Source organism: Lentzea chajnantorensis (assembly GCF_054300775.1).
Window position 1 is genome coordinate 359,289 of the sequence record NZ_JBSDZT010000002.1, and the last position, 16,419, is coordinate 375,707.

General features: G+C 68.4%; 19 protein-coding genes. 3 read left to right on the forward strand and 16 right to left on the reverse strand.

All coding sequences use genetic code 11. The annotated features are described in order from the left end of the window. Window positions 1-27: 27 nt before the first annotated feature. From ACVDFE_RS02250 to ACVDFE_RS02270, 5 genes are read right to left on the reverse strand one after another with little or no spacing between them, the layout of a single operon-like run. Entirely contained in the window at window positions 28-468 is a 441-nt protein-coding gene (locus ACVDFE_RS02250) for a hypothetical protein (RefSeq protein ID WP_458429420.1), read from the reverse strand. Next, entirely contained in the window at window positions 461-1,204 is a 744-nt protein-coding gene (locus tag ACVDFE_RS02255) for a DNA polymerase III subunit beta family protein (RefSeq protein WP_458429421.1), read from the reverse strand. Before ACVDFE_RS02255 ends, ACVDFE_RS02250 begins: the two co-directional genes overlap by 8 nt. Beyond that, window positions 1,201-1,473 (reverse strand): hypothetical protein, encoded by a 273-nt coding sequence (locus ACVDFE_RS02260; RefSeq protein ID WP_458429422.1) that lies wholly within the window; start codon window positions 1,471-1,473, stop codon window positions 1,201-1,203. Before ACVDFE_RS02260 ends, ACVDFE_RS02255 begins: the two co-directional genes overlap by 4 nt. Further along, entirely contained in the window at window positions 1,473-2,291 is an 819-nt protein-coding gene (locus tag ACVDFE_RS02265) for a hypothetical protein (RefSeq protein ID WP_458429423.1), read from the reverse strand. The genes ACVDFE_RS02260 and ACVDFE_RS02265 overlap by 1 nt, the downstream gene beginning before the upstream one ends. 8 nt (window positions 2,292-2,299) lie before the next feature. Next, on the reverse strand, window positions 2,300-2,539 hold the full coding sequence (locus tag ACVDFE_RS02270; protein ID WP_458429424.1) for a helix-turn-helix domain-containing protein: 240 nt from the start codon (window positions 2,537-2,539) through the stop codon (window positions 2,300-2,302). Between the two features lie 283 nt (window positions 2,540-2,822). Between ACVDFE_RS02270 and ACVDFE_RS02275 the strand changes: the two genes are divergently transcribed. The 3 genes from ACVDFE_RS02275 (at window position 2,823) to ACVDFE_RS02285 (ending at window position 5,891) form a co-directional block, all read left to right on the forward strand. Beyond that, a complete protein-coding gene (locus ACVDFE_RS02275; protein WP_458429425.1) occupies window positions 2,823-3,665 on the forward strand; it encodes a helix-turn-helix domain-containing protein in 843 nt (280 codons plus the stop codon). A gap of 118 nt (window positions 3,666-3,783) precedes the next feature. Beyond that, window positions 3,784-5,163 (forward strand): tyrosine-type recombinase/integrase, encoded by a 1,380-nt coding sequence (locus tag ACVDFE_RS02280; protein WP_458429426.1) that lies wholly within the window; start codon window positions 3,784-3,786, stop codon window positions 5,161-5,163. A gap of 299 nt (window positions 5,164-5,462) precedes the next feature. Beyond that, window positions 5,463-5,891 carry a GNAT family N-acetyltransferase gene (locus ACVDFE_RS02285; protein WP_458429427.1) on the forward strand — a complete coding sequence of 143 codons (429 nt, stop codon included), beginning with the start codon at window positions 5,463-5,465 and terminating at the stop codon, window positions 5,889-5,891. Window positions 5,892-5,959: 68 nt separating this feature from the next. Here the strand turns inward: ACVDFE_RS02285 and ACVDFE_RS02290 are convergent, their stop codons facing one another. The 11 genes from ACVDFE_RS02290 to ACVDFE_RS02340 all read right to left on the reverse strand — a co-directional run bounded on the left by ACVDFE_RS02290 (window position 5,960) and on the right by ACVDFE_RS02340 (window position 16,419). Then, complete coding sequence (locus ACVDFE_RS02290) at window positions 5,960-6,955, reverse strand: ABC transporter ATP-binding protein (RefSeq protein ID WP_458429428.1); 996 nt, start codon at window positions 6,953-6,955, stop codon at window positions 5,960-5,962. After that, window positions 6,948-7,934, reverse strand: a complete 987-nt coding sequence (locus ACVDFE_RS02295) for an ABC transporter ATP-binding protein (protein ID WP_360385924.1) — start codon at window positions 7,932-7,934, stop codon at window positions 6,948-6,950. Before ACVDFE_RS02295 ends, ACVDFE_RS02290 begins: the two co-directional genes overlap by 8 nt. A 10-nt stretch (window positions 7,935-7,944) precedes the next feature. After that, a complete protein-coding gene (locus ACVDFE_RS02300; protein WP_360385922.1) occupies window positions 7,945-8,919 on the reverse strand; it encodes an ABC transporter permease in 975 nt (324 codons plus the stop codon). Next, window positions 8,912-9,841, reverse strand: a complete 930-nt coding sequence (locus ACVDFE_RS02305) for an ABC transporter permease (protein WP_360385920.1) — start codon at window positions 9,839-9,841, stop codon at window positions 8,912-8,914. Before ACVDFE_RS02305 ends, ACVDFE_RS02300 begins: the two co-directional genes overlap by 8 nt. 122 nt (window positions 9,842-9,963) lie before the next feature. Then, window positions 9,964-11,583: a peptide ABC transporter substrate-binding protein gene (locus ACVDFE_RS02310; RefSeq protein ID WP_360385918.1), complete on the reverse strand. Its 1,620-nt coding sequence runs from the start codon at window positions 11,581-11,583 to the stop codon at window positions 9,964-9,966. A gap of 170 nt (window positions 11,584-11,753) precedes the next feature. After that, window positions 11,754-12,701 (reverse strand): Ppx/GppA phosphatase family protein, encoded by a 948-nt coding sequence (locus tag ACVDFE_RS02315; protein WP_458429429.1) that lies wholly within the window; start codon window positions 12,699-12,701, stop codon window positions 11,754-11,756. Between the two features lie 3 nt (window positions 12,702-12,704). After that, the gene (locus ACVDFE_RS02320; protein ID WP_360385914.1) at window positions 12,705-13,256 is read right to left on the reverse strand and encodes a GNAT family N-acetyltransferase; all 552 of its coding nucleotides are present in this window, start codon (window positions 13,254-13,256) and stop codon (window positions 12,705-12,707) included. Window positions 13,257-13,305: 49 nt separating this feature from the next. After that, the gene (locus ACVDFE_RS02325) at window positions 13,306-13,863 is read right to left on the reverse strand and encodes a GNAT family N-acetyltransferase (RefSeq protein ID WP_458429430.1); all 558 of its coding nucleotides are present in this window, start codon (window positions 13,861-13,863) and stop codon (window positions 13,306-13,308) included. A 104-nt stretch (window positions 13,864-13,967) separates the two neighbouring features. Next, entirely contained in the window at window positions 13,968-15,293 is a 1,326-nt protein-coding gene (locus ACVDFE_RS02330) for a lytic transglycosylase domain-containing protein (protein ID WP_458434250.1), read from the reverse strand. 152 nt (window positions 15,294-15,445) lie between these two features. Continuing rightward, window positions 15,446-15,949 (reverse strand): DUF501 domain-containing protein, encoded by a 504-nt coding sequence (locus ACVDFE_RS02335; protein WP_458429431.1) that lies wholly within the window; start codon window positions 15,947-15,949, stop codon window positions 15,446-15,448. Then, window positions 15,925-16,419: an FtsB family cell division protein gene (locus ACVDFE_RS02340; RefSeq protein ID WP_360385906.1), complete on the reverse strand. Its 495-nt coding sequence runs from the start codon at window positions 16,417-16,419 to the stop codon at window positions 15,925-15,927. Before ACVDFE_RS02340 ends, ACVDFE_RS02335 begins: the two co-directional genes overlap by 25 nt.

The following is a 16,419-nucleotide window of genomic DNA, read 5'->3' on the forward strand; positions in this document are numbered from 1 at the left end:
GAGACGGCCTGAACAGTCGTGGCCTCATCACGGGGTCACCCCCGTCTTTCCGAGGTGCCGCAACTGCTCGCCGCACTGCAACAGCAGCGCAGAGACGTTGGTCTGCCACTCCTGTTCCGAGGACACCGAGCGGATCAGGTCGTGGAACAGCTCGCGGTCCATCTTGGCGCGGGCCCAGAACAGACGTCCGGCCCAGCGCTGCGGCGGCATCACGTCGTCGGCCTGGCGCACCTCGCCAGTGCACTCGTCGACCCACGCGAAGCCCTCGAACGCATCCGCCTGCAGGCCGCTGTGCGCCACCACGGTGTCGATCCAGGCGCACAGCACGTCGGGCAGTTCGGCAGGGGAAACCTGCTCCGCCAGCTGCTGCCCAAGCCGCGTCGCGTTCCCGTAGTCGCGCCGCGCCGCAGCGGCCAGCGTGGCCCCGGCCAGTTCGAACCACGGCGGCATCTTCGTCTGCTCACCCACGGTCGGCCTCCTCGTCTTGCACCACGGACAGCCGCGGTGCGTCACCGGACTGCTCGGGCAGCTCAGGCCAGAACCACGGCGAGGTGACCGGGTCGTCGTCGCGCACCGGCATCAGCAGCGCCCGATAGTGCTCGCCGATGAACACCAGCGCGGGCCGAAACGCGCCCTGCATCTGGAACCGCACCTGCGTGTCGCGAGCGGACGCGATCGTGCAGAAGTCGGCCACGAACTCCGGGTTGAACGTCGCGAACCGCTCTGGCGTCGTCGAGGCCTCGGCGTCGCGCACCAGCTTCGCCAGCTTCCGCAACCCGCCGTAGAACGGGTCATGCGGATGCGGCAGCCGCGGCGTCACCGGGATCACCAGGCCCTGACGGCCTGAGCCCACGAACTTCGCCGTGAGCGCGCCTTTGCCGGACTCCAGCGTCAGCACGCTGCCCGAACCGACATCGCGGAACTCGGTGTAGACCTTCAACACCGCGACGAGCTTCTTGGCCTCGTCCAGCGACACGAACATCTCTGGCAAGAACCCTGAGCAGTTCACGGTGGCCTGCGCCAACCGGAACCGGTCCGTGGACGTCGCGGTGAGCAGCTGGTCGCCGGTCGACGCGTCCCAGCGCAACGCCACGCCGTTGAGCATCGGCAATGCGCGGTCAGTCGACGCCGACACCAGTACGTCCCGCAGCAGGGCCGTGAACTCCAGCGCGTTCACCGAACAGCGCATGTTCTTGTCGCTCATCGTCCGGCCTCCGCGGGAACGAGTACGAACGCCGACGGGAACACCGTCGCGGTCGGCGGCGACAGCACGCCGCTGACGCCCTCTCCGCCGTCGGTGTCGTGGCAGCCGCCCGCGAACAGCACGGCGGCGACGCAGGCCGCCAGGACCGCCAAGCGCAGCAGACCGGCGACGCGCTCGGTCGGCTGCCGGTCGATCCACCAGTCGAGCGCGCTCAACGCGACAGCGGCGCCCAGCGTCACCAGGTCTGCCCTCATCTGCTTGACGCCCATCAGGCACCCGCCTTCGGCGCGGCCCCGGCGGTGCGGGCGGCGAGAACCGCGTCGGCCCGGTCGGCGCCTGCGACCAGCTGCGCCGCCAGCAGGCGAGCCTGCACCGAGTTGGCCTCGACGATGCCGGCCGCGTCCGGCTCAAGGTCGTGCAGCACAACGTCGGAGTAGGTCTCGTCCCCGAACGTCGTGGCACGCGCCATCACGGTCACCGTGCCGCCGAAGTCGAGTGCGACCTCACCGACCACCTCGGTGACGCAGCACTGGCGCTTGATCTCGAACTTGTGCTCTGGGGCGTGCGTCTCTTCGCAGCCCGGCAGGCAGCGCGGGTCAGCGGTGGCCTGCGCGGGCACCGTGGGCGTGGCGGCGTCGATCCGGGCCAGCAGGTGGCCGAGCTGGGCGTGCATGATGCGCGCCTGCTCGATGGGCCACTCGGCGCCATCGAACGTCACCCTGTCGACGTTGGCCAGGCGGATGGTCGGGGCGTTCACCCGCGGCGCGGCACCGGGCTCCGTCACGACGAGCTGTTCCAGGATCAGCCGCTGCCCCGTCAGCGGTTCGACCGCCGACCCGGTCTCGGAGTTGAAGGTGCCAGGCGCCTCGTACGAGTGGAACGTCATCTCGTCGTCGAGGACGGTCACCTTGTCGGCCCAGGTGGGGCAGAGGTTGGGCTGTTCTGTTCTGGCGATTGTGTCGACCGAGGCGCTAACCTGCTGCTCGGGCATGCCATGCTCCTGCTGGGTATAGGTGTTGTGGTTGTCCTGCTCGGCCGCCGGTGCAACGGCGGGCCGGGCGTCTTGGCGCTGGCCGGTGGTGTGCAAACCGCCGGTCACGCGTTCCGCCTACGGCGACGGGGCTTCGGACGGCGCAGCCAGTCGACGAGGTCGGACTCGAAGATCCGCCAGTCGCCGCCGCGCACCCGCTGGTAGCCCTTGAGGTCGCCTTCGTGCACGTGCTTGAGCACCGTCTTCGGGTGCATCCGCACGAACGCCGCAGCGCTCTTGATCGTGTGCACCTTGACCGTGCCCTCGGTACTCGCGGGCGTCTCGCCGCGCTTGAGCACGGGCATCGGCGGGGTAGGTGTGACAGGAGTCTCGGGCAACTTGCACCCCTTCCAGTGATGCTCGCCGAGTCACTTCGAGTATCTAGTGAGTAACTAGGTAACTCTGGGTAGGTGCCCGAACGTACCGTTTCGCTCCCATTCGGCGCAAGCAGAAGATCCGAACTGGGGCTAGTACGTCTCACGGCGACTACGCGAGCACGCTCCGTGATACTCCTAGATACTCCATAAGACTCCTAATGACTCCCAAAGGTGTCTGGACATACCCGTGTTCCCGCAGGAAAATGGCCGCATGACGAACTCACAGGCCGCACCCCCCCTCGACGCTCCGGCGTCGAGCGGCCCGAGTGGCGACGTCCGAGCAGCGTTCGGGCGGGAGCTCAAGGCCCTCAAGGAGGCCGCGGGCTGGACCACCGAGGAAGCCGCTGAGCGCGCCGGCATCACGCGCAAGACGTGGGGCCGGATCGAGGCCGGCGCACCGGTCCGCGGACACTCGATCCGTGGAGTCGAACGCGCGTTCGACGTACCACCGGGCAGCTTCGCGAAGGCCTACGACGGCGAGACCTCACTTTCCGAGGCCTACCAGCAAGTGACCGGAAACCCTGTTGTGCCGAAGAGCGTGCCGAAAACCCGCAGAAGGTCCAGCGATCCGGACGGTCGTGACGATTCTTGGGCCGAGCTGGAACTACGCCAACTACTGGACCGCTTCCGAAAGGTCGTTCCACACATTCCCACCTCGGATCTGCTTCAAGTCAGCGAAGCAGTCTCCACAACGATCAGCATCCGGCTTCAACAGGCAATTCAACGCAGCAGCATACTCGAACGAGAGTATAATGCAGCCACGCGGGAAAGAAACGAGTCTTACGCCAACTTAGCCCGCCTGGAAGCGGCCGTCGAAACACTCCGAGCAAGGATTGAAGCAGGTCCAGACAGCGAGGATGAGCTACAAGAGCTACACCGCAGGATGGAATACGTTCGCGCCAATCTGCTGCACGCAATAGAGCAGACATCACAATTGACCGCGCACGCAGATAAAATCAGATATGAAATGGTGCAAACCGAGCAAGAGACTGTGTATCTGCACAAAGCATTGAGGAATCCCATTGAAAAGGATCAGCTGAAGCAAGAAGGTTGAAATGGCTTGGTACGAGAAGCTGCCGTCCGGCAAATACCGAGGCGGGTGGTGGGGGCCACCTGGCTCGGCAACTGACGGCGTTGGCCGGAAAAAGCTCTACACCCCTGCCCATGACCGGATGCTTGACGCTCTCGACGAGGCCAAGGCTCAGGAGCAGAAGCAGAAGCGGAAAGCCCAACGTGCGCGCGGCGCAATTCCCGCACGCATTACGTGGGGCGATTGGTGGGACCTCATCAGCGAGGATCGCGACCGCGAGAGCGACAGCGACCGGACCGACGCGCAGATCGTGCGCGCGTACATCCGCCCCCAGTGGGGCGCCGTGCCGCTGAACGAGATCGTGCCGTCCGGTGACGATCGGTTCGGCGCGCAGGAGTGGGTGCGCAAGCTGGAGGCCGGCACCGCCCCGGTCGAGATCGTGCGGCCAGGCTGGAAGCCGAGGAAGCTCTCGGCCAGCTACGTGCAGCGGATCTGGTCGGTGTTCTCGTGGTCGATCAACGCCGCGATCCCCGAGATCCTGAGCGCTTCCCCGATCGCGAAGGTGAAGTTGCCGCAGCGCAACCGGCGCGTGAAGAAGTTCGTGAGCGCCGACGAGGCCGAGCAGCTGGTGGCCAAGGGCGGGCTGCGCCAGGACTACGCGGACGCGGTCGCGTTCGGCCTTGAGACCGGTTTGCGGCCCGGTGAGCTCACCGGCCTGCACGCGCACCGGATCGACTGGAACGCCGCGGTGCTGACGGTCGCCGAGACGTACGTGTTCCGGTCGAAGAAGATCCGCGGCTGGCCCAAGGACGGCGACGTGCGCGAGGTGCCGCTCACGCCGAAGGCGGTCGAGATCCTGCGGCGCCGCGTCGATGGGCGCGAGCTCAGGCAGCCGTGCGGCGTGCCGCACTTCCGCGGGGAGGCGTGCGACAACGCGCTGGTGTTCCTCACCGAGCCGACACCTGGGGCGTCCTCCGGCGGCCGGCCGTTGCACCGCGACGTGCTCGCGCTCGCGATGAAGGGCGCCGCTCAGCGGGCCGGAACCGAGCCCAAGAGCGGGTACGCCCTCCGCCGGGGGTTCGCGACGAGGCTCGCTGACGGAGGCCTCGACGCGTTCGCCCTGGCCGACGTCATGGGCCACGCCGACATCACGATGGTGCAGGAGTACGTCCAGGCCTCCGCCGGGCGCCGCGGCCGCGTGCTGGCCGCGCTCGGCAGCACCCCTGAGCAGGCCGCCCCCGAACCGCAGCAGTCGGCCGCGGGGCACTCGCCGGCCGGAACGGTCGCCGAGTTCGTGCTCGACCGCGTGCGCGAGGCCGAGCTCGCCACGCTCCACCTCATCCAGGGATCGGCCCGTGGCACCCAGGCCGCCGCGGAGCAGCGCCGGACCGAGCTCGCCGAGATCCGGACGTCGGTCGAGCGGTTGACCAGGCGCGGCATCACCGACAACTACTTCCTGCGGGTGCTCGCCGGCGCGTACGCTGATGATCCGGACTTCCGGCAGGAGTGGGCCGTCTCGTGAGCCCCCTGAACCGGTCCCTGCTGATCAGCGGCCGTCCGATTCGGACACACCACGTGGGGCAAAACCGGGTGCTGATGGGGCACGCTAGCTATCCGATTGACGCCAACTCGTTCCCGTTCACGGTCACTGACACCCGTTTGACCAGCAAGAACACGCCTATTCGCTCCCCTTGGTAACCGGAGGCTCCCATTGGTAAAACCCCAGGTCAGGCAGTCAGTACACGTGATGTACGTGCACGAGCCCAGCCGCATCCAGCAGTCGGAGGACCTGGCCGCGTTCGTCCGGAACTCGTCGAACACGTGATCCTGGACCTGACCGACGACACCGTCCTGCGCGAGCTGTGGACGGTGCAACGGCTGGCGTACGCCGTCGAGGCCGAGCTGATCGGCTTCGACGGCATCCCGCCGCTGCACGAGTCGCTCGACGAGCTGCGCGCGTGCGGTGAGACGTTCCTCGGGCTGTACGACGGAGAAGGTCTCGCGGGCGCGGTGTCCTACGTGCTCGACGGGTCCACCGTGGACATCCACCGGCTGGTCGTGCACCCGCGGGCGCACCGCCGCGGCATCGCGACGAAGCTGCTCGACGCGTTGCCGGAGGGGCCGCAGTCGGTCAGCACCGGCACCCGCAACGAGCCCGCCCTGCGCCTGTACCGCGGCCGCGGTTTCGTCGAAACCGGCACGCACGAGGTCGCCCCCGGCGTGTCGATCACCCACCTCGCCCGGCCCTGACCGCACGCGGGGAGCCCCCGTACCCCGGAAGAGTACGAAAGCTCCCCGCGTGCACCTGGGAACGGCGGTCAGACGACCGCGCGCTCCTCGGCGAAGTGGCAGGCCGACGGGTGGTTCGCGACCCGCGTGACGAGCTCGGGCACCTCGGTGGCGCAGATGTCCTGCGCCTTCCAGCACCGCGTGCGGAACCGGCAGCCCGACGGCGGGTCGATCGGCGACGGCACGTCACCGGTCAACCGGATGACGTCGCGCCGGCCGCGCTGGGTCGGGTCCGGCACCGGCACCGCGGACAGCAGCGCCTGCGTGTACGGGTGCGTCGGGTGCTCGTAGATCTGCTCCTCGGTGCCGATCTCCACGATCTTGCCGAGGTACATCACCGCGACGCGGTCCGACAGGTGCCGCACGACGGACAGGTCGTGCGCGATGAACACGTACGACAGGCCCATCTCCTGCTGGAGGTCGCCCAGCAGGTTCATGACCTGCGCCTGGATCGACACGTCGAGCGCGGACACCGGCTCGTCGCACACGATCACCTTGGGCTTCAGCGCCAGTGCCCGCGCGATGCCGATGCGCTGGCGCTGGCCGCCGGAGAACTGGTGCGGGTACCGGTTGATGTGCTCCGGGTTGAGGCCCACGATCTCCAGGAGCTCCTGGACCTTCCGCTGCCGGTCGCCCTTGGGCGCGACCTCGGTGTGGATCTCGTAGGGCTCACCGACGATGTCGCCGACCGTCATGCGCGGGTTCAGCGACGTGTACGGGTCCTGCAGCACGATCTGGATGTCGCGGCGCAGCTTGCGCAGCTCCGCGCCCTTCATGCCGAAGATGTCGCGGCCCTCGAAGCGCGCGAGTCCCGACGTCGGCGGTTCCAGGCGCATCAGCACCTGGGCCAGCGTGGACTTGCCGCAGCCGGACTCGCCCACGACGCCCAGGGTCTCGCCCTTGCCGAGCGAGAACGAGACGCCGTCGACGGCCTTGACGTGGCCCACGGTGCGCTTGAACAGCACGCCGACGCGGACCGGGAAGTGCTTGACGAGGTTCTCCACCTCGAGGATCGGCTCAGCCACGAGCGACGACCTCCTCCGCGATGTGGCACCGGCTGGTGCGGCCCATGCCGAGGTTGTGCACGGCGGGGACCTCGGTGACGCACCGGTCGAACGCGCGCGGGCAGCGCGGGTTGAACGGGCAGCCGGGCGGGATGTTGGTCAGCGACGGCGGCAGACCCTTGATCGTCTTGAGCTCCTGGCCGCGCAGGTCCACGCGGGGCAGGGACTCGAGCAGCGACTCGGTGTACGGGTGCCCCGGCGCGCGGAACAGCTCGTAGACGTCGGCGTGCTCGACGATGCGGCCCGCGTACATGACCGAGATCCGGTCCGCGACGTCGGCGACGACGCCGAGGTCGTGGGTGATCAGGATCATGCCCATGTCGCGTTCCTTCTGGATCTCCGCGAGCAGGTCCATGATCTGGGCCTGCACCGTGACGTCCAGTGCGGTCGTGGGCTCGTCCGCGATCAGCAGCTCCGGGTCGAGCGCGAGCGACATCGCGATCATCGCGCGCTGCCGCATGCCGCCGGAGAACTGGTGCGGGTAGTCGTTGACCCGTCCCTTGGCGTTCGGGATCTTGACCTGGTCGAGCAGCTCGACGGCGCGCTTGCGGGCGTCCGCCTTGGACATGCCGCGGCGGACCTTGAGCTGCTCCTCGATCTGGAACCCGACGGTGAAGACCGGGTTCAGCGCGGAGAGGGCGTCCTGGAAGATCATGGCGATGCCCTCGCCGCGGACCTGCCTGCGGTCCTCCGCCGACTTGGTCAGCAGGTCCTCGCCGCGGAACTTGATGGTGCCGTTGGTGATGAACGCCGGCGGCATGTCCAGGATGCCCATGATGGTCTGGGCGGTCACGGACTTGCCGGAACCGGACTCCCCCAGCACGGCCAGGGTCTCGCCGGCGGAGACGTGGTAGGACACGCCGTTGAGCACCTTCGCGACACCGTCGCGGGTGCGGAATTCCACGTGGAGATCCTCGACCTCCAGCAGTGGCTGAGTCACGAGATCTCCCCTATCGGGACTTGGGGTCGAGTGCGTCGCGCACGGCGTCGCCGAGCATGACGAAGGCCAGGACGGTGATCGTCACGAAGCCCGCGGGGAACAGCAGCATGTGCGGTGCCGCCTGGAAGTAGTCGCGGGACTCCGAGATCATCACGCCCCACGACACGACCGGCGGGCGCAGGCCGATGCCGAGGAACGCGAGCGTCGCCTCGGCGCCGATGAAGGCACCCAGCGCGATCGTCGCGTACACGAGCACCGGTGCGACCGTGTTCGGCAGCAGGTGCCGGAACACGATGCGGATCGGCGAGGCGCCGAGACCGCGGGCCGCCTTGACGTAGTCCTGCTGCTTGGCCACGAGCGTCGCGGACCGCATGATGCGCATCGCGACCGGCCACGACAGCACCGCGATCGAGAGCACCACCTGCGTGACGATCTTGACCACACCGGGGTTCTCGGTCGGGGCGTTCAGCGTGGTCAGGATGACGATCGCGCCGAGCACGAACGGGATGCCGGCGAAGATGTCGGCGAACCGGGACAGCACGCTGTCGATCCAGGTCTTCGCGTACCCGGCGATGATGCCGACGGTCGAACCGATCAGCACGGTCAGCAGGGTCGCGAAGATGCCGACGAGCAGCGACGCGCGGGCGCCGTGCATGGCACGGGCGTAGACGTCGTAGCCCTGCAGGTCGTAGCCGAACCAGGCGTCACCCGACGGCGGCGCCAGCGACTTGTCGAGGTTCGCCGCGCGCGGGTCGACCGACGTGAACAGCGTCGGCCAGATCGCCATCAGCACGACGACCGCGATGATGACCAGCGAGATGATGAACGTGGGCTTGCGCCGCAGCTCGCCCCACGCGTCGCTCCAGAGCGAGCGGGGCTTGCGCTGCTTCTGCGACGAGTCGTCGACGTGGCTGAGCTGGTCGACACCGGCCGCCGCGGACGCCTCGAGTCCGGCTCCACCGGACACGGATCCTGGGTCACTCATAGCGAATCCTCGGGTCGAGAACGGCGTACAGGAGGTCGACGAGCAGGCTCATCAGCAGGTACACGAGCACCAGCAGGGTCACGATGCCCGTGACCATGACGCCTTCCTTCTCCTGGATGCCGCGGAAGATCAGGCCGCCGATGCCGTTGATGTTGAAGACGCCCTCGGTGACGATCGCGCCACCCATGAGGCTGCCGAGGTCGGTGCCGAGGAACGTGATCACCGGGATCAGCGAGTTGCGCAGCAGGTGGACGCCGACGACGCGGGACTGGGGCTGGCCCTTGGCGATCGCGGTGCGCACGTAGTCGGACCGGCGGTTCTCCACGATGCTGCTGCGGCTCAGGCGGGCGACGTAGGCCATCGAGAGGCTGCCGAGCACGAAGCCGGGCAGGATCAGCTCACCGAACGTCGGGTCGGAGCTGACCGAGGTGTCCATGAAGTCGAAGCCCTGCGGGCCGAGGTACAGGCGCAGCACGAAACCGGTGACGAACACCGGCAGCGAGATCAGGAACAGCGTCGAGATCAGGACCAGGTTGTCCAGGAAGCCGGACTTGCGCAGACCGGTGAGGACACCGGCGATGATGCCGATGACCGCCTCGATGATCAGCGCGATGATGCCCATCTTCAGCGTGATGGGCCACGAGGTGGCGATCTGCTCGCCGACGGACACGCCGTTGAAGGTGGTGCCGAAGTCACCGACGACCAGGTTGCCCAGGTACTTGAAGTACTGGACGACCAGCGGGTCGTTCAGGTTGAGCTTCTCGCTCATCTCGGCGACGTAGGACGGGTCGCACGGACGCTGGCCGCACTTGCCGGCGAACGGGTCCTGCGGAATCGCCCAGACGAGGGCGTAGATCAGGAAGGTGGTCCCCAGGAAGACCGGTATCAGCTGCAGCAGACGGCGCAGCACATAGCGACCCATGAGGTCGGCTCCTTGCGTGGTGGGGGGCGTCTGAGCCTGAACACCGCTCCGGCCCCGCGCCCGTGACGCTCAGTGGACGCGAGGCCGGATCGTGCTAGCTGCTCACAACGGGTGTTCGGCTGTCAGCCCTTGACGCGGAACGACGCGAGGTCGGCGTCACGCTTGAAGGTCAGCTTGGCGGCGAGCAGGTTCTTCGAACGACCGCCGATGCCCTTCTCGTTCCAGGTCGGGATGGACGGCATGTCCTTCGCGATCTGGTCCTCCGCCTGCTGGTACAGCTTGATCGCGGCGGCCTCGTCCGCGGTGCCGTCGGCCTGCTCCAGGAGCTTGTCGACCACCGGGCTCGAGTAGTTCGAGTCGTTGGACGAACCACCGGTGCGGTACAGCGGGTTGAGGAAGTTCTCGATCGACGGGTAGTCGGCCGACCAGTCGGAACGGCTCATGCCGGTCAGCTGCTTGCCGTCGACGATCTGGCGGAACGCACCGAAGTTGGTGGCACCGACGAACTCGCACTCCACGCCCAGCGCCTGCTTGATGCTGTTGCAGGCCGCCTCGAGCGGCTCCTTGCGGCCACCGTCCTGGTTGGACTGGATGGTCAGCTTGCCGGTGAAGCCGGACTCCTGCAGGAGCTGCTTCGCCTTCTCCGGGTTGTACGTGCAGTACTCGCCGCAGACGCCCTTGCGGTAGCCGTTGATGCCGGGCGAGACCCAGCCGTCGGACGGCGTGAAGGAGCCGGCGAGGACGGTCTTGGTGATCTGCTCGCGGTTGATGGCCATGGAGATGGCCTGGCGGAGCTTCACGTTGTCCTTGAACGCCGGGACGTAGTACGGCAGGGCGATCGCGCTCTGGCCCAGCAGGTTCGCGGTCAGGACCTGGTCACCGAGGTCCGCCTTGTACTTCTCGCCGACCTTGGCCGACGGGGGCAGGGCCTCCATGAAGTCCAGCTTGCCGGCCACCAGGTCCTGGTAGGCGGTCTCCTGGCTGGAGTAGATCTTGATGTCGAGGGTCTTGAAGTGGACCTTCTCGCCCTTGTAGTCGTCGAAGCGGTCGAGCTTGATGAGCGAGTTCGGCGTGCGCGAGACGAACTTCAGCGGGCCGTTGCCGATCGGCTTGGCCTCGAACGCCTTGGGGTCCGCGAAGAACGCGTCCGGCAGCGGCGAGAACGGCAGGTAGCCGACCATGGTGGTGAAGACCGAGGTCGGCGCGTTGAGCGTGACCTTGAACTCGTAGTCGCTGACGACCTCGAGGCCGGACATCTTGTCGGCGGTCGGCTTCGCGGCCTCGTCAGCCGGGTGCACGTCCTTGAAGCCCTGGATGACCGAGAAGAACGAGGCGGCCTGCTGCGCGTTGTTCGCGTTGGCCGACCAGTTCCAGCCGTCGACGAAGTTCTTCGCCTTGACCTCGGTCCCGTCGTGGAACTTCCAGCCCTGCTTGATCTTGACGGTGTAGACCTTGGCGTCGGTCGACTCGATCGACTCCGCCATGAGGTTGGTGGGCTTGCCGTCCTCCGGCGCGTAGTCCACGAGGCGCGCGAACAGGGCCTCGGTGACCTTGGAGCCACCGGCCTCGGTCGTGTTGGCCGGGAACAGCGTGCTCTTGGGCTCGGTGCCGTAGATGGACACCGTGCCTTCGGGGTTCTCCTTGCCCTCGGAGGTGGACGAACCGCCACCCCCGCCGCACGCGCTGAGCGTCATGGCCAGCGCGGCCGGCAGAGCCACCCACGCAACCCGTGATCGCGACATCAATCTCTCCCGCCTATTCCCGGCGGCGCCGCAAGTGGTGCGGGCGCACGCCTCCCCGGGAGGTCTCGTCCACCTCCCAAAACGTGAGAGGACGTTAACCGGGGTGTCCAGGAGTACGCGCACTGAAACCGGTCACAAACTCGTCACGATCGTCTCAAGTCGACCTTAATTCAGCGCTGGACCAGCGAAAACGCGATGCCGTCGAGGATGTCGTGCTCGCTGCAAACGAGCACGTCAGTTCCCGCGCGATTGTGCAGCTCCTCGGCAATCGCGCGCAGAACGATCGCTCCACCGCAGATGACGTCCACCCGGCCGGGATGCATGGGTCCCAACCCGGCCCGTTCATCATGCGTCATGGAGAGAACACTGTCAGTGATTTCACGAACATTGTCAAGTGTGATGCGGGAGAGGTGGATTTCGTCGCTGTTGTACACCGCCAACCCCTGGACCAGGGCGGACAACGTCGTGACCGTTCCGGCAACGCCGATCCACGTGCGCGTCTTCTCGACCGGAACTGTTTCGAAGGCCAATTGGACCTGCTCGCGCGCAAACGCTTCCGCCTTGTCGACCTCGCCCTTCTCGGGCGGGTCGGAGTGGAGGAACCGCTCGGTCAGCCGCACGCAACCGATGTCCATCGACCGCGCCGCCTCGACCTCCGCACCGCTGCCGAGGACGAACTCGGTGCTGCCACCACCCAGATCGGTGACGAGGAAGGGTCCCCCGTCCGGGTCTAGGTCGGCGACCGCGCCGAGGTAGGACAGCCGCGCCTCCTCGTCCCCGGAGATCACCTCCGCCGGCGCCCCGAGCACCTCCTCGGTCATGCCGAAGAAGTCGTCCCGGTTGCTCGCGTCCCGCGTGGCGCTCGTGGCCACCATCCGCACGCGCTCCACGCCCTTGCGCTGCATCGTGCGCGCGTAGTCCAGCAGGGCGTCCTTCGTGCGCTTGATCGCGTCGGGGTGCAGCCGCCCCGTGGCGTCGACCCCCTGCCCGAGCCGGACGACCTGCATCTCGCGGTGCACGTCCCGCAGCCACACCGTGCCGTCGTCCCGCGTGGTCACGTCAGCGACCAGCAGCCGGATCGAGTTGGTCCCGCAGTCGACAGCGGCAACCCGCGCCATGGCTCACTCCTCGTTTCGGTGTTCTTCGGCAAGCATGGCGTAGACGAAGAGGTCACCCCACTCGCCCTTGAAGACCTCGTTCTGCCGGAAGTGCGCCTCCCTGCGCATCCCGAGCCGTTCCATCAACCGCCACGACGGCTCGTTGCGCGGGTCGCACTGCGCGATCACCCGGTGCAGCCGCACCTGCTCGAAGGCGAGGTGGAGCATCTGCTCGGCCGCCTCCCGCGCGTACCCCCTGCCCTGGAACTCGGGGTTGAAGATGTACCCCAGCTCCCCCTGCGCGTGCTCCCGGCTCAGCCACTTGATGTCGACCTCGCCGATGACCGTGCCGTCGAGCACGGCGGCGAGGGCGAGCGACTGGCCGTCCCCGGTGAGCTCGTCCATGGCCGACCACCTGAGCAGCTTCTCCGCGGTCTCGTCGCGGGTCAGTGCCTCGTCGTAGAGGTAGCGGGCGACCTCGGGCAGGCGGCGGTAGGCGTGGACGTCGTCGAGGTCTGCGGGGGTGAAGGGGCGCAGGAGGAGGCGGTCGGTCTTGATCGGGTAGTCAGGGCGCACGGTCACACCTTGCCAAGGAACACCGGCGGTGCCTCCTGGTTTTCCGGTGTCAGCGGCGTGCCCGCCACTCCTGTGCGAGCACCGCGTAGGTGCAGAGGTCGGCCCACTCCCCCTTGACCACCCTGTTCTGCCGGTAGTGGGCCTCCCTGCGCATCCCGAGCCGTTCCATCACCCGCCACGACGCCTCGTTGCCCGGGGCGGCCCTGGCGATGACCCGGTGCAGCCCGAGCTCCTCGAACCCGAACCGCAGCAACGCCCCCGCCGCCTCGCCCGCGAGTCCCCTGCCCTGGAACTCGGGGTTGAAGACGTACCCGATCTCGCCCTGCCGGTGCTCCTCGCTCAGCCACTTGAGGACGACGTCGCCGACCACCCGCCCCGCCTCCGGCCAGTGCACGGCGAGGGAGAGCCCCTGGCCGTCGCCGGTCAGCTCGGTCTGGGCGGCCTTCCTGGCGAGCAGCTCGGAGGTCCCGGCGCGGTCGGTCACCACGGTGAGGAGGTAGCGGTTGACCTCGGGATCGGTGCGGTAAGCCGCGTAGTCGTCGAGGTCCGCCGGGGTGAAGGGGCGCAGGAGGAGGCGGTCGGTCTTGATCGGGTAGTCAGGGCGCACGGTCACACCTTGCCAAGGGACACGGGCGGTGCAGGGCGGATCGCGGTGTGACGAAGGTCAGTCCCGCTCCGGGCGCGCAGCACGAGGGCCGAGCGGACAACGGATCAGGTCGTCGTGCTCATGACCGGACCGCTCGCCCCCGTGGTCGGCACGACACTGCTGGCCGCTGCCGTCGTCGTCACCGCGGTGGTCGGCTCGGCGGTCGTCGTCGGCTCCACCCGCGTGGTCGTCCCCTGCGACTGGCTCGACGACCCGGCCGGCGGGGTCGACGGCTCCTGGGCGGGCGGGTTCGAGGACGAGGGCGGGGTGGACGAGGAGGACGACGGCGGCGTCGAGGAGGACGGCGGGCACGACGGCGCGGACGAGGAGGACGGCGGCGTGGACGACGAGGGCGCGGAAGAAGAGGTCGTCGTCGGCGGCGGCGTGCACGGGTTCGACGACGACGGCGGGGTCGACGGGTTCGAGGACGACGACGGCGGCGGGGTCGACGTGGTGGGGTTGCCCGGGTTCCCGGAGTTGCCGGGGTCACCGGGGTTGCCCGGCGTCGGGTTCTGCACGTTGTTGCCGGTGTCGGGGAGCAGGGGCAGCGTGTCGACGTTGTCGGTGTACTGCTTGGCCCACTGCAGGACCGTGCGGACGTAGGAGTTCGAGTTGTTGTAGCGGAAGATCGCGGCCGAGCGGGCGGAGGGCTGGGACAGGTCGCCGCCGCCCGCGCAGAGGTAGCGGCCGGCGCCGAGGGCGGCGTCGTAGACGTTGTTCGGGTTGATGACGCCGTCGTCGTTGCCGTCGGCGCTGTAGCCCGCCCAGGTGCCGGGGATGAACTGCATGGGGCCGACGGCGCGGTCCCAGGTGGCGTCGCCGTCGAGGCGGCCCCCGTCGGTGTCGCGGATGGCGGCCATGCCGGGGGCGCCGTTGAGGACCGGGCCGAGGATCTTCGGGGTGGCGTCGCCGATGGCGTTGACGCGGCCGTTGTTGGCGTGGTTCGACTCGACCTTGCCGATGCCCGCGAGCAGGGCCCAGTCGAGGTTGCAGCCGGGGACCATGGTGGCCATCTTGTCCTCGGCGCGCAGGTACGCCTCCAGCACGACGCCGGGGATGCCGTGGTCGCCGGGGAAGTCCTCGATGACGCCGGGGTCGTTGTCGAGGTCGTCGAGGTCGCCGTCCTCCAGGTCGAGCAGCAGCGCGGCGCTGAGCTCGTCGGACAATGGCAGGCGGCCGGTCGCGCCCAGCTCGGACGGGTCGCGCCGCAGGGCGCCGAAGACGTCGGCAGGGCCCAGGGAGACCGCGATGTCGGTGTGCTTGGAGAGGTTGACCCAGTCGACCAGCCTGGTGCCCACGATCAGCGCCGGCGCGAGCATGGCAGCCAGTGCGGCCACGGCGAAGCCCTTGTGACGGGCTGACAGGGCCGCGGGACCGCGCAGTTTGGCCATTGCCACGAATACTCACCTCTCGTGCGTCATCGCGGCGCGCCGTCCGACAGTTACGGCGTGCGCCCCCTCGCTGCCCTGGTCCCAGCCTGCCTCACTCGCGAGCCCAGGTGTACCCAAGACGGAGTGAAGCGCCTGTTCGGTTCCGTTGACCGTTAACCGGCCGCGCAGTCACCGACCGGCCACAGGGCCTGCTCGCGCAGGACCGCCAGCGCCTCGTCGCCGAACGGGTTGACGCCGGGGCCCTTCGCCAGCGAGTGGGCCACGTGCACGTGCAGGCACTTGACCCTCGTGGGCATGCCGCCCGCGGTGACCTGGGTGCCCAGCGGTTCGAGGGCGTCCCGCTCCGCGAGGTACGACTCGTGCGCGCGCTGATAGGCGGCGGCGAGTTCGGGGTCCTCCGCGAGCCGGTCGGTCTGCTCCCTCATCAGCCCGTTGCCCTCCAGCGTGCTGACCAGGGAGTTCAGCTTCGGGCAGGTCAGGTAGAACATCGTCGGGAACGGCGTCCCGTCCGGCAGGCGCGGGTGCGTCTGCACGACGTTCGGGTGTCCCGAGGGGCACCGCGACGCGATCGCGCGGGTTCCGCGCGGCGTCCGGCCCAGCTGCTTCGCGACCACTTCCAGGTCAGCAGCAGTTACTTGTGCGTCACCGATTGCCAAAGTTCCTCGTACCAAGACTGGTTCGCCGACGGCTTGCCCGACGGACGCTCCGATTCAGTGTTGCGGTTCTCGTCGCCCGGCAGCTGCACGATGTACGGCGTCTCGCCCGGCCGCACCCAGTGCAGCCGCTTGCGCGCCTCGATCTCCACGAACGCCGGGTCGTTCAGCTGCGCCTTGCGGTGCTCCAGCGCGGCGACCTGGTCGCGCAGCTTGTCGGACTCCGCGTTCGCGTCGCGCAGCTCGTCGCGCTGGGACAGGTAGGTCCGCAGCGGGACCGCGATGCTCAACGCCAGTGCGCACAGCACCATCGCGAACATCGCGGCCCGCCGCGTGCCGGTCATCCCGAAGGCCCCGCCCGTGCCGTCGGAACGGCGGGCGGGGCCCTTCGGACGGGGTGGCTTGCGCGCGCGGGTGGGCCGCGCCTCCCGTTCGGCACGGGGGCGGCGTGGTCGGCGCGCGCGCTCAGCCAT